The organism is Actinoplanes sp. GCM10030250 (assembly GCF_042666575.1).
GTDB lineage: Bacteria > Actinomycetota > Actinomycetes > Mycobacteriales > Micromonosporaceae > Actinoplanes.
Genome location: NZ_JBHTDO010000037.1, coordinates 17,181 through 29,516, shown reverse-complemented (window position 1 = coordinate 29,516; position 12,336 = coordinate 17,181). Strand labels below are relative to the sequence as shown.

Genomic DNA, 12,336 nt, shown 5'->3' with positions numbered 1-12,336 from the left:
GGCGGGGCGGGCCTCCCGCCCCGCCACGGTCCTCTCACATCCAGCCGTTGCCGACGATGAAGCCGCAGGAGTCCGACGGGTACCAGTAATGGCTGCTCGAGATCACGGCGTGCCGCAACCAGCGCAGCCGCCCGCTTCCGTCGACGCCGTAGATGACCTCACTGTTCGAGTTGTAGCCGCCGGCCTGCACGGTCTGGAACCCGCAGTTGCCGCCGGTCCAGTTCCGGTGGATGACCTGGCCGACGCCCTGGTTGTCCCACCTGTTCAGCGCCCAGTTGTACTGGTAGAACAGCACGTCGCCGTTGGACTGGACGCCGTAGAATTTGCTCTGCGACGCCGTGGCGTACAGGAAGCCGCCCCAGCCGGCGTTGGACATCAGCCCGCTCTCCGTGAAGCCACCACCCTCGCCCGGGACCCCGGAGAAGTGGTAGTAGTACAGCTGGCCGCTGTCGGTGATGCGGTAGACCTGCGTCTCGTATCCGTAGTTGCCGCCGGAGATCAGTTTCTGGGTGCCCTGCCAGCCCTGGCCGACCAGCGTGCCGGCCGGGTTCACCCAGCGCTGCTCGTTGTGCTTCCAGTAATAGGCGTACATGTTTCCGTTCGACGTGGTGGCCAGGTACATGTTGTCGTACGAGTCGTTCACACCGACGCTGATCACCTTGACGAACGCGTTCCAGCCGTCGCCGTGGTCGTAACCCGGGCTGAAGTTGGCGGTGCCGTCGATCCAGCCGTGGTGGTAATACATGAGCAGGTCGCCCCGCGGCGTGATGATGCTGAGGTTGCCGTTCTGACCCACCAGGACCTTGTTCTTCGTGGCCGCCGCGGCGACACGCGACTGCTGGGCGCCGGCCGGTGGGCGGGCGACGGACGCGTCCGGGCCGGCCTGCTGAGCGGTGGCCGCGCCGGCCGGTGCGGTGATCGCCAGGGTGAGAGCCATCAGGAGGCCGCTGAGCCCCGAGATCACTCTGCTTCGTCGGTGCATGGTTGTTCCTCTCCGGTCGTGGGTTCGGAATTTCGGGCATGCGGGCACGGCGCATCGCCACCCTCGCGAGAGGGCGTGCGCGGTGCGTTCGGAGGCGGTGTTAGGGCGTGGGGCTGGGGTTGACGCCCTCAAGGCAGCTGCCGCAGACCGGGCGGGAAAGATCCACGGGCGGTCCCAGCAGGGCGCCGGCGAACCGCGGATCGTCAAGGGGTACCGGTACCGCGGTCAGGGCGCCGTTCACCTCGCCGGGCCCGAAGCAGCCCATCGGGTCGGCCACCCGCAGAGCCGGTTGTTCCGGGGCCGGGCGCAGGTTCCTGACCACACAGACGGCCCAGGTGTCGAGTCCACCCCAGTCCTCGAACGTGAAGGTGACTCGCGGCTCGGTGAGGGACAGGAACGACCTCGGCCCGTACGCCACGCCGCGGCCACCGGTCCGGAACGTGGCGATGGTCCAGGAGGCGCCGATGGCCACGTGGGAGCAGGCCCGCACCGTACCGCTCACCGTGAACGTGTACTGGATCGGCGACGCGGCGATGCTGTACTCGCTGAACTCGACCGGTATGCAGGCCGGGTCCGGCGGGACGGGCATCGTCGGGACGGGCCGGGGCAGAGCCGGTGCGGAATACGTCGGTATCACCGGCAGGGGCGTCGTCGGCACCGGTCGGGGCGGGAACACCGTCGGCGTGGGCTCTGGTGTCGCCGCCCACGCCGGCGTGGCGGCGGCGACGGCCATCGCCGTGACGAGCGAGGCGATCACCCGGTGGATCGACTTCATGACGCCTCCCCGGTCTCGGAGCTCTCAGTCACGGCCGGCCTGCCGGCGGCGCGGACGGCGCCGAGCGCCAGCCCGAGCTGGAAGCGGTTCTCGACACCCACCCGGTCCATCAGACCGCGCATGATGGTGGTCACCGATCGGGCGCTCAGCCGCAACCGGGTCGCCGCGCTGGCGTCGGTGTGCCCCTCGGCGAGCAGGTTGATCAGGGCTCGCTCCCGCTCGGACAGCACGATGTCGGGCATGCCGCACCTCCGTGGATCGACCGCCGAGTCCCAGCGCTGATCGAAGAGCGTGACCAGCGACCGAACCATCGCGGGATGGCTGACTTCCAGATAGCCGCGCTCGATGTCGTCCGGGTCGGCGGGGAAGAACGCCACCCGCCGGTCCACGACGACGAGCTTCATGGGCAGATCGGCCGCTTCCCGGTAGGTGCAGTGCGGCGTGTTCAGCAGGAACGGGTGAACCTGGAGGTCACCGTCGGCGGGCGGCAGGCTGAGCACCCGCAGCTGGATCCCCCGGGCCATCAGCGACCGGTCGAGCGGCGCCGCCGCGCGGGCCGACGGCGCGTCGAAGGACTGCTCGGTGTTGATGGCGAGCTGCTCGTGCCGCTCCACCGCGTTCAGGGCGGCCAGCCGGTCGCGGGCGGCGTCCCGGGAGTCCAGGTAGTGCACCCCGTCGCCGAGCTGCTCCCCCGCGCACGGCCGGACCCGCCCGCCGGTCGCGAACTCCACCGCCCGCCGGTGCGACCGGCTCTGCGTCTCCCGGTCGGCAACCCGCATCCGGCGCGCCCGGAGCCGCTCGACCACCTCGCCGGCGGGTGCGGCCATCCACACCGGCGCGCGCCCCGCACGCCGCTGGATCCCGGCGGTGACGGCACCGGCCTCGTGCAGCTCGGCCAGCGCGGCGTGCACCCGCCGGGCGGACAGCCCCAGCTGGGTGGCGAGCGCCGGCGCCGACCGCACCCCGAGCGTGACAACCGTCCGATAAACAAGATCCGCGTCCTGGGTCACTCCCCAGCGCGCCAGGGACGGAACCGCCGCACCAACCAGCAGCGGCGCCGTCCCGGCCGTTCGACCAGCCATCGTCACCCTCCCCCGTACCGATGCGGTCATAGAACCACCAACCTCGATGCGGGGAACCCCCGTGTCCGATTTATGAGTCCCGATTGCGGAAAACCGCAGTCCCGCCGTCAGCGGGGCCGGCGGAAAGCAGGCGCTCGGCGAGGACGCGGCAGCGGTCGTGCAGTTCCGGCGGCTCGATGATGTCGAAGGGGTGCCCGAGCAGGACCATGTGCATCAGAACGAAGTCCAGGCTGCCCGCACCGCTGAGCAGCTCGCACCGCCCGTCCTCGCGCGCGGTCACCACCGCCGCCGAGGCCGGGACCTGGGCGCGCACCGTCTCGGCCGGGGCGTGCACCAGGAACCGCGCCTGGAACCGGTAGACCCGGCTGGCCACGTTCTCCTGGACGTAGGCGGCGGCGTCCGGCGCCGGGCGCGGGCGGAAGCGCCAGGTCCGGGCGGACACCTCGGTCATCCGGTCGACCCGGAAGTTGCGCCAGTCGTCACGGTCCAGGTCGTACGCCAGCAGGTACCACCGCCGGTCCGAGGCGACCAGCCGGTACGGCTCGACCCGCCGCCGCCACACGCCGGAGGACCCGGACGGGTACTCGAATCCCGCCTCCACCCCGTCCCGGCACGCCCTGGCCAGCGTCATCAGCACCTCCTGGTCGACCGGGGTACGGGCTGAGGTGAACGACTCGACCGAGGACGACAATGCCCGTACCTCATGCCTCAACCGGGCCGGAAGCACCTGATCGAGTTTGGTCAGCGCGCGCAGCGCGGCGTCGTCGGCGCCCGCGCCGGCCAGCAGTGAGACCGCCGTGGCGATGGCCTCCTCGTCGTCGAGCAGCAGCGGCGGCAGGTTCTGGCCCGGTCCCAGCTGGTAGCCGCCGCCGACACCTTGGCTGGCGTGCACCGGATAGCCGAGCGTGCGCAGCCGCTCGACGTCGCGCCGCACCGTGCGGGGCGTGACACCGAGCCGGCCGGCGAGATCCGGACCGGTCCAGACCTGGCGCTGCTGCAGCAGCCCGAGCAGCTTGAGAACCCGCTCCGTGGTCTCCATGGCCGCCACTCTTCCAGAGATAGCGGACCGATCCTGTCCTCCATCTCTGCGAGGGTGGGTGCATGCAGAACTGGAACCGGACGATTCGCGACCAGTGGGAGTTCCACTGGGACAACCAGCTCAAGGCGCGGCTCGACGGCCTCACCGACGACGAGTACTTCTGGGAGCCGGTGCCGGAGGCCTGGAGTGTCCGGCCGCGCGGGAGATCCACGGCGCCGATCCAGGCCGGCAGCGGCGACTTCGTGATCGACTACGCGTTCCCGGAACCGGAACCGCCGGCCTTCACCACGATCGCCTGGCGGCTCGGCCACGTCATCGTCGGTGTGCTGGCGGCGCGCAACGCGTCCCACTTCGGCGCACCGCCCGCGTCCTACGAGAGCTGGGAATACGCGGGAACCGCGTCCGGCGCACTCGACCAGCTGGAGCAGCAGCTCGGAGTCTGGCTGGAAGGGGTGCGCGGACTCGGCGAGGATGGGCTGGGAATGCCGGCCGGCGACAAGGAGCCCTATCCGGACCTGCCGATGGCCGCCCTGATCCTGCACATCCAGCGTGAACTGATCCACCATTTGTCCGAGGTCTGCCTGCTGCGTGACCTCCACTTTCGACAAGGAGCCCTCCGATGAGCCGCGAATTCCAGGTCACCTTCGACGCCCACGACCCGCGGGCGCTGTCCGTCTTCTGGGCCGACGCGCTGGGCTACCTGATCCCCGGGCCGCCCGGCGTCGAGCTCCCCGAGGGCGCCGACCCCTTCGCCGCGTGGGAGGAGGCACTCGCCCGGTTCGGCGTACCGAAGGAGGAGTGGAACTCCCGATCGGCCATCGAGGACCCCGAGGGCAAGCGGCCGCGGATCTTCTTCCAGCGGGTGCCGGAGGGCAAGACCGCCAAGAACCGGCTGCACCTCGACGTCCGCTCGGCGCCCGGCCTCGACGGTGACGAGCGGATGGCAGCGCTGGAGGCGGAATGCGACCGGCTGGTCGGGCTGGGCGCCAAGCGGCTGCGCCGTGACGAGCCCACTCCCCCGATGAGCGCCGGTTACATCGTGATGGCCGACCCCGAGGGCAACGAGTTCTGCCTGGACTGACGGAACTGCTGCGGAGCGGTGCCCCGGACCCGCTTGAACGCGACGGTGAGGGCGAACGCGTTGGCGTACCCCACCTGCCGCGCGATCGAGCTGACCGTGGCGTCGCTGTTCCGCAGCGCCTCGGCCGCCAGGTCGAGGCGCCAGTGCGTCACGTACGTCATCGGCGGCTGACCGACCAGGTCGGTGAACCGGCGCGCGAAGGCCGCCCGCGACGACCCGGTGGCGGCAGCGAGACCGGCCACGGTCCACTGCCGCGCCGGATCGTCGTGGATGACCCGCAGCGCCGGCCCGACCAGCGGATCACCGTGCGCCCGGTACCACCCCGGCGGATCGGCCGCCGGGCGCGCGAACCAGGCCCGCAGCGTCGCGATCAGCGCCAGGTCCAGCAGCCGGTCGAGAACCACCTGCTGTCCCGGCTCGTCCCGGTCCACCTCGGTCGCGAGCAGATCCATGATTGGCGACCGGACCTGCTCGCGCGGCACGTGCACGATCCGGGGCAGCGACGCCAGCAGCCGGCCGCTGACGAAGCTGGAAACCTGATAGGTCCCGCTGGCCAGCACCGTCGAGCCGCCCGCGCTGCCGAGCCGGCTCATCACCGTCTGCCGCTTCGCATCGGTGGTGACGTCGATCCCGTCCAGGCTGATCAGCCGGTTCCCCGGCCGGACGAAGATCGACGGCCGGGTCTCCGGGCTGTCGGCAACCGTGTAGGGCTCGGGCCCCTGAACGATCGCCACGTCACCGGTCCTGATGAGAACCGGCTCGCCCTCATCGAAAATCACCCAGGCGTGGCCCCGCAACGGAATCGCCAGCGCCAGCGGTGCCTCGTCCTCGATCCGCAGCCCCCACGGCGGATCCAGCACCGCCTGGCAGAAGGCCGCGGTGTGCGCCCGCACTCCGTCGAGCAGGTCCCCCAGCGGATCCATTGCCGCAGCGTAGACGATCAGACATGCGAGCGAGCCCCACGAACATGGATCGTCTCGCTCCCTGCCGGTTCACTGGAATCAACCCCAAACAGGCAGGAGATCATCATGTACGCCATCACCGGGATCACCGGGCACGTCGGCGGAGCAGCCGCCCGGGCGCTCAGCAACGCGGGCGAGCCGGTCCGCCAGGTCCTCCGCGACCCCCGCAGGGCCGGCGACTGGTCCGAGGTGGCCGTCGCCGACCTCACCGACCGCGACGCCCTGGCCAAGGCCTTCACCGGCTGCCGCGGCGCGTTCGTGCTGCTACCCACCATCGCGACCGGCGGCGACACGGAGCACCGCGCGATGGCCGGCACGATCGCCGGCGCGGTCGCCGACAGCGGCGTCCCCCACGTGGTCATGCTCTCCTCCTATGGCGCCGACCTCGCCGACGGCACCGGCCCGATCCGCTGGCTGCACCACCTGGAGAACCTGCTGCGCGACACCGGCACCGTGGTCACCGCCATCCGGGCCCCCCACTTCCAGGAGAAGGCCGAGGAACTTCTCCCCGCGGCGACCGGCGCCGGCATCTACCCGGTCTTCGGCGACACCGCCGACGTGCCCATCCCGATGGTCGCCACCCGCGACATCGGCGAGGCCGTCGCGCTCGCCCTCCTCTCCCCACCCGCGGCGAGCGAGGTCGTCGTCCTGGACGCGCCGGCCTACACCGAGCGGCAGGTAGCCGAAACGTTGGGCGACGTGCTCGGCCGCAAGTTGGAGGTGGTCACCGTCCCGCAGCCGGCCTGGCTGGACACCCTGACCCAGACCGGCATCCCGCCCCTGCTGGCCACCGAGCTGGTCGCCCTCTACGACGCCGGCAACCGCGGCCTCCTCGAACCCCGCGGCGACCGCACCCACCCCTGCACCACCGATCTCGCCACCACCCTGCGCGCCATCGTCCACGCGCCATGAGCCTCACCGTGATCGTGACCGGCGCGACCAGCGGTCTGGGCGCGCAGGCGACGCGCGCCCTGGCCGCGGCCGGCCATAGGGTGATCATGGCGTGCCGCGATCCGGCCCGCGCACGCTCCGTCGCGTCCACCATCAAAGGCGATCTTGAGGTACGGGCAATCGACCTCGCCGACCTGACATCGGTACACGCCTTCGCCACCCACCTCGACGAGGAGGTGGACGTCCTGATCAACAACGCCGGCGTGATGGGCGTGCCGCGGGGCACCACCGCCGACGGCTTCGAACTGCACCTGGGCGTCAACCACCTCGGCCCGTTCGCCCTGACCGCCCTGATCATCAACCGGATCCGCGGCCGCGTGGTAACCGTCACCAGCGGCCTGCACCACCTCGGCCGCCTCCCCGCCGATCTGTCCCTGCCCCTCCGCCGCTACCACCGCTGGCCCGCCTACAGCCGTTCCAAGCTCGCCAACCTCCTGTTCGCCTACGAACTCCAGCGCCGCCTGGCCGCATCGGGCCGCCGCACCATCTCGGTGGCCGCCCACCCCGGCGTCACCGCCACCGAGGGCCAGCGCCGGGACACCTCCCTGCAGGGCAAACTCCTCGCGGGCGGCCGGGCGCAGCCTCCGGAGATGGGCGCGCTCCCCCTCCTGTACGCCGCGACAGCCCCCGACATCACCGGCGGCACCTTGATCGGCCCGGACGGCTTCCTCCAGCGCAACGGCCACCCCGCGGTGGTCCGCTCCAGTCGCCGCTCCCACGACCCCGCCCTCGCCACCCGCCTCTGGAACTTCTCGGAACACGCCACCGGCGTCCGTTACCCCCCTCTTGTCTGACAGAAGCGCGGAGATGACATGGCGACGCTGTCCACCCAGCCGGCGCTTGCGTCATGCTGAGTCCACCAGCCGAGCGCTGCCCGGAGGCCTCCGTGGAAGAACAATTCGGCACATTTCTCGCTCAACTTCTGGGCGACGCCTGCATCCGGCTCGGCGCCGACGCGTCGGCCGTCCCGGGACACCGGCTATTCGTCGACCTACTGCCTCTCAGAAAACCCGAAGTCACCATGAAACCCGCCCAGCAGTAACGCCGCCCACCAGCTGATTCCCGGTGCTGCCTCCCGCAAGCCCCACCGCCGCACCGGGAGCCGGCCCGGAAAGCGGAAGCACAATGTGCGTGCGCGCGCATAGTCGCGGCAACTGGGCCGGCTGGGCGTGAGCGGTGCCCCGCAACGCCGCAACCACCCCTCACAGCCAGCCCACCCACCCGGCTGGGCGTGAGCGGTGCCCCGCAAGACAAAAAGCACCGCTCAGAGCCAGCCCACCCAACCAGCTGGGCGTGAGCGGTGCCCCGCAAGACAAAAAGCACCGCTCAGTGCCAGCCGACCGACCGGCTGGGCGTGAGCAGCGGAACGGGAGCGGGCGGGCATTTACGAACCGCTATGTGCGGGACGACCATTCCGGAGACCGTGTCACATCCGCGGGACCGGCGGTGCTCTCCTGGTGTGAACCAACAATTACAGCTGGCCGCGCCCCTGGTGCTGCCGGCAGAGCGAGCCGAGCGGAGGGACGCGGTGGTCCGACCGGACCTGGAGCAGGTCTTCCGTACGGCGTACCCGCGCGTCGTCGCGGTCGCCGCGCGGGTTCTCGGGTCCCGGGACGAGGCCGAGGACGTCGCCCAGGAAGTGTTCCTGACGTTCGGGCGGTCGTCGGTCCCCGCCGGTGAGGCCACCGGGTGGTTGTCGGTCGCGGCGGCGCACACCGCGTTGAACCACCTGCGTACCGGCCGCCGCCGCACCTCCCGCGAGGAGGCGGCCGGTGGTCGTTCCCCGATCTCCCCGGACGTCGCCGACACCGTCGTGGCCCTCGAGGAGCGGCGCCGGGTGCGTGCGGCGCTGGCCAGGCTGCCGCGCAAGCAGGCCGTCGCGCTCGTCCTGCGGCACAGCGGTCTCAGTTATGCCGAGGTCGCCGCCGCTCTTGATCTTTCCCCCGGCAGCGTCGGCACCACCGTGCGGCGCGCCGAGTCCGCCCTACGCGAGGAGTTGAACGGTCATGCGTCATCCCACTGACGGCACGCTGCGCCGGCTGGTGGACGAGCCGGCCGGTGTCGCCGACGCCGATCGTGAGCACGTCGCCACCTGCCCGTCCTGCCTGTCCGCGCTGGCCAACGCCCAGCAGGACGCCGCAGCGGCCGGTGCGGCCCTGAACTACGAGGTCACTCCCGACGTCGACGCCGCCTGGCAGCGCCTGTCCGGCACCGTCGCCACCGCCGAGCCGGCGCGTGTCCCGGCCGCCGACCGGGTGGGGCGCTGGCGGGCCAGGCTGAGCCGGCCGGTGGTAGCGGCCGCCGCCGTGGTCGCGCTGCTGACCGGCGCCACCGCTGCCGCCGCCACGGACTGGCTGCAGGTCTTCCGGACCGAGCAGATCGCGCCGGTCACCATCTCGCAGGCGGATCTACTTCAACTTCCAGACCTTTCGGGGTACGGAGAAGTCAGCCTCACCGAGCCCGCCCGCATACGCCAGGTCCCGGATGCCGCAAAGGCTCGCGAGGCCACCGGGTTGTCCGTCCCGCGGGTGGCGCAGCTGCCGCGCGGCGTGTCCGGGGAGCCGCAGTTCCAAACCGGCGATCGGGTCAGTGCGGAGTTCACGTTCTCCGCCGAGAAGGCCGCGAAGTCGGCTTCCGCGACCGGTCACACGCTGCCCGCGATGCCCGCCGGCCTGGACGGCAGCCGCTTCCGGTTGACCGCCGGTCCGGGTGTCGCGGCGGTCTGGGCCGAGGACCGGGGCGTACCGTCCCTGATCGTCGGCCGGGCCTTCTCGCCCACCGCCTACTCCTCGGGTGTCCCGTTCGCCACGGCCCGCGACTACCTGCTCTCCCTGTCCGGCCTGCCCGAGGACGTGGCGGCTCAGCTGCGCCGGTTCTCCGGTGACGGCAAGACGCTGCCGGTGCACGTGATGGCGGAGGAGCTGACCAGTTCGACAGCCGACGTGAACGGCTCCCCCGCGACGGTGTTCGCCTCCCGCGATCAGGTTCTGGCGGCCGTGGTCTGGGTCCAGGACGGTGTGGTCACCGCGGTGGCCGGTTCGCTGAGCACCGATGAGGTCCTGACCGTGGCGCGCGGGTTGAGGTGGGACAGGTGACGGCCGTACCCGAAGAAGCCACCCGGCAAGCTCTCGCCGGCCTGCCTGCCTCACCCGCGGTGTGGTGTTCCGGCCTGCGCAAACGGTACCGGCGACGGACAGCTGTGGACGGGGTGTCGTTCACCGTCGCCCGCGGCGAGGTGATGGGCCTGCTCGGGCCGAACGGCGCCGGCAAGACCACGGTCATCAAGATGCTGCTCGGGCTGGTTCACCCGGACGCCGGTGAGGTGCTGCTGCTGGGCCGGCCGGCGAAGGACCCGCAGTCCCGGGCCCGCGTCGGCTACCTGCCGGAGCTGTTCCGCTATCAGCCGTGGCTCACTGCCGCCGAAGTGCTGAATCTGCACGTACGCCTGGCGGGCGCCACGATCCCCGACGCGGAACGGCGCGAGTGCCTGGGCCTGGTCGGCCTCGCCGATCGCGCCGGTGACCGGGTGGGCGGCTTCTCCAAGGGCATGCAGCAGCGGCTCGGCCTGGCCGTCGCCCTGGTGGCCCGCCCGGAGTTCGTCGTGCTGGACGAGCCGACGAGCGCCCTGGACCCGATCGGCCGCGCCGACGTCCGGGACCTGCTGCTGTCGCTGCGGGAGCGCGGTGTGGCGGTACTGCTCAACTCGCACCTGATCGGCGAGGTGGAACGGGTCTGCGACCGGGTGGTCATCCTCGACAAGGGCCAGGTCGCCGCGGCCGGCACCCTGCGGGAACTGCTCGGCGGCCGGGAGCTGCGGATGCGGCTCGACGGGGTGACCGGCCCGGCCCGGAGCCGGCTGGCCGCCACCGGTGAGCTGACGCAATCCGGCGACGAGTTCACGGTCGCGATTCCGGACGGGGAGGACTCCGTGGTCGTACCCGATCTGGTCGCTGATCTTGTTTCTCTCGGGGTGCGTGTGCACTCGGTGGAACCCGCGCGGGTCAGCCTCGAGGAGCGGCTCCTGAGCATCCTGCGGGCCGGACACGACACGACCGGACACGACAATGCCGGACAAGGGAGTGACGAATGACCGCGCGCGTCGTACTCACGATCGCCCATCTGACCCTGCAGGAGGCGGCACGGCGACGGGTCCTTCGGTCACTCGCGGTGCTCACCGTCGTACTCCTGGGTCTCAGTGCCTGGGGTTTCTCCCGGATCGACGCGGAGTTCGGCGGCCTGACCAGCGGTGAGGCACGCCTGGCCGCGGCCATGGTGCTGAACCTGGTGATGTTCGGCCTGAGCCTGATCGCCGCGCTGGGCACCGCGTTCCTCGCCGGGCCGACGCTGTCCGGCGAGATCGAGTCGGGCATCGCACTGGCCGTGCTGGGCCGTCCGGTACGCCGCTCGGCGATCCTGCTCGGCAAGTGGCTCGGCCTGGTCTGCTTCGGCAGCGGCTTCGTGGCGGTGGCCGGTTTCGCACTGCTGCTCATCGTGCGCGGCACCGTCGGCTACTGGCCGCCGCAACCGGTCACCGGCCTGGCGCTGCTCGCCGGGCAGGCCATCGCGCTGCTGACCCTGGGCCTGCTGCTGTCCACGGTGATCTCGCCGATGGCGTCGGGCATCGTGGCTGTCGGCCTCTTCGGCGCCACCTGGATCGCCGGTGTGGTCGGCAACGTCGGCGTCGCCCTCGGCAACGCGAGCGTGGAGCGGATCGGCACGGTCTCCCAAATTCTGCTGCCCACCGACGGGCTGTGGCGCGGTGCGATGCGGGCGTTCCAGGATCCGACGCTGTTCGCACAATTCGAGAACGCTTTCCAGGCGCACCCGTTCCTGAGCATCTCGTCGCTGACCGGGGCCTATCTGTCCTGGGCGGGCGTGTGGGTCCTGCTCGTGCTCGGGCTGGCCGCGGTGGCCTTCCAGCGCCGGGACCTGTAGCCGCGGTTCAGGCCGCCGCGCGGTGCAACGCCACCCGGCGAACGTTCCAATCGAAGGTGCCCTCGCACACGACGGTCCCGGCCTCGCTCGTCACACACGCGGACGTCCTGAAACGGACCCGTTGCTCCTCGCCGCCGCAGACGGCGGTGAGGAGCCGCCGGGCATCCTCGGTCAGCTCGCAGGTGGCGAGCAGCCGCCCCCGGGCCGGCGCGAGGAAGCGCAGCGCGGCCGCGGTACCCAGCGGGACGAGCCCGTCGAAGGATCCCTCGCCGGGACAGGCCGAGACGATGGCGGCCAGTCCCGCCGCGTCGATCAGGGTGATCAGGCCGCTGGAGTGCAGCGCGCCGATGACGTTGCCGAACCGCAGCGGCACCTGCACGGCCACCTCACCGACCCCGTCGGCGGACCATACGACGTCGAGACCGAGCGACTGATGTGCCGGGATGGAGCCGAGCAACGAGCGGGCCAGGCCGGTCGCGTCCATCCGGCGAGTGTGACCGGGGCGGATGAACAGCACCTGGCCAGGACA

At 71.4% G+C, this 12,336-nt stretch carries 14 protein-coding genes; 8 read left to right on the top strand and 6 right to left on the bottom strand.

The window, feature by feature from the left end:
- Positions 1-34: 34 nt before the first annotated feature.
- The 4 genes from ACFQV6_RS35110 to ACFQV6_RS35095 all read right to left on the bottom strand — a co-directional run bounded on the left by ACFQV6_RS35110 (position 35) and on the right by ACFQV6_RS35095 (position 3,878).
- The gene (locus tag ACFQV6_RS35110; protein WP_378031980.1) at positions 35-982 is read right to left on the bottom strand and encodes a hypothetical protein; all 948 of its coding nucleotides are present in this window, start codon (positions 980-982) and stop codon (positions 35-37) included.
- A 100-nt stretch (positions 983-1,082) separates the two neighbouring features.
- Positions 1,083-1,757, bottom strand: coding sequence for a hypothetical protein (locus tag ACFQV6_RS35105; protein ID WP_378031979.1), 675 nt, complete (start codon positions 1,755-1,757; stop codon positions 1,083-1,085).
- The gene (locus tag ACFQV6_RS35100) at positions 1,754-2,839 is read right to left on the bottom strand and encodes a LuxR C-terminal-related transcriptional regulator (protein ID WP_378031978.1); all 1,086 of its coding nucleotides are present in this window, start codon (positions 2,837-2,839) and stop codon (positions 1,754-1,756) included. The genes ACFQV6_RS35105 and ACFQV6_RS35100 overlap by 4 nt, the downstream gene beginning before the upstream one ends.
- 70 nt (positions 2,840-2,909) lie before the next feature.
- Positions 2,910-3,878: a helix-turn-helix transcriptional regulator gene (locus tag ACFQV6_RS35095; protein ID WP_378031977.1), complete on the bottom strand. Its 969-nt coding sequence runs from the start codon at positions 3,876-3,878 to the stop codon at positions 2,910-2,912.
- Between the two features lie 62 nt (positions 3,879-3,940).
- Between ACFQV6_RS35095 and ACFQV6_RS35090 the strand changes: the two genes are divergently transcribed.
- Positions 3,941-4,501 carry a DinB family protein gene (locus ACFQV6_RS35090; RefSeq protein ID WP_378031976.1) on the top strand — a complete coding sequence of 187 codons (561 nt, stop codon included), beginning with the start codon at positions 3,941-3,943 and terminating at the stop codon, positions 4,499-4,501.
- Positions 4,498-4,959 carry a VOC family protein gene (locus ACFQV6_RS35085; RefSeq protein ID WP_378031975.1) on the top strand — a complete coding sequence of 154 codons (462 nt, stop codon included), beginning with the start codon at positions 4,498-4,500 and terminating at the stop codon, positions 4,957-4,959. The genes ACFQV6_RS35090 and ACFQV6_RS35085 overlap by 4 nt, the downstream gene beginning before the upstream one ends.
- Here ACFQV6_RS35085 and ACFQV6_RS35080 read toward each other — a convergent pair.
- A complete protein-coding gene (locus tag ACFQV6_RS35080; protein ID WP_378031974.1) occupies positions 4,911-5,882 on the bottom strand; it encodes an AraC family transcriptional regulator in 972 nt (323 codons plus the stop codon). The genes ACFQV6_RS35085 and ACFQV6_RS35080 overlap by 49 nt on opposite strands.
- Before the next feature lie 105 nt (positions 5,883-5,987).
- Between ACFQV6_RS35080 and ACFQV6_RS35075 the strand changes: the two genes are divergently transcribed.
- The 6 genes from ACFQV6_RS35075 (at position 5,988) to ACFQV6_RS35050 (ending at position 11,807) form a co-directional block, all read left to right on the top strand.
- The gene (locus ACFQV6_RS35075) at positions 5,988-6,833 is read left to right on the top strand and encodes an NAD(P)H-binding protein (RefSeq protein ID WP_378031973.1); all 846 of its coding nucleotides are present in this window, start codon (positions 5,988-5,990) and stop codon (positions 6,831-6,833) included.
- Positions 6,830-7,666 (top strand): oxidoreductase, encoded by an 837-nt coding sequence (locus tag ACFQV6_RS35070; protein ID WP_378031972.1) that lies wholly within the window; start codon positions 6,830-6,832, stop codon positions 7,664-7,666. Before ACFQV6_RS35075 ends, ACFQV6_RS35070 begins: the two co-directional genes overlap by 4 nt.
- A gap of 734 nt (positions 7,667-8,400) precedes the next feature.
- Entirely contained in the window at positions 8,401-8,895 is a 495-nt protein-coding gene (locus tag ACFQV6_RS35065) for a sigma-70 family RNA polymerase sigma factor (protein ID WP_378031971.1), read from the top strand.
- Complete coding sequence (locus ACFQV6_RS35060; protein ID WP_378031970.1) at positions 8,879-9,967, top strand: hypothetical protein; 1,089 nt, start codon at positions 8,879-8,881, stop codon at positions 9,965-9,967. Before ACFQV6_RS35065 ends, ACFQV6_RS35060 begins: the two co-directional genes overlap by 17 nt.
- Positions 9,964-10,962 (top strand): ABC transporter ATP-binding protein, encoded by a 999-nt coding sequence (locus ACFQV6_RS35055; protein WP_378031969.1) that lies wholly within the window; start codon positions 9,964-9,966, stop codon positions 10,960-10,962. Before ACFQV6_RS35060 ends, ACFQV6_RS35055 begins: the two co-directional genes overlap by 4 nt.
- Positions 10,959-11,807, top strand: coding sequence for an ABC transporter permease (locus ACFQV6_RS35050; RefSeq protein WP_378031968.1), 849 nt, complete (start codon positions 10,959-10,961; stop codon positions 11,805-11,807). Before ACFQV6_RS35055 ends, ACFQV6_RS35050 begins: the two co-directional genes overlap by 4 nt.
- 7 nt (positions 11,808-11,814) lie before the next feature.
- Here ACFQV6_RS35050 and ACFQV6_RS35045 read toward each other — a convergent pair whose 3' ends face one another.
- Positions 11,815-12,291 (bottom strand): PaaI family thioesterase, encoded by a 477-nt coding sequence (locus ACFQV6_RS35045; RefSeq protein ID WP_378031967.1) that lies wholly within the window; start codon positions 12,289-12,291, stop codon positions 11,815-11,817.
- Positions 12,292-12,336: the final 45 nt, after the last annotated feature.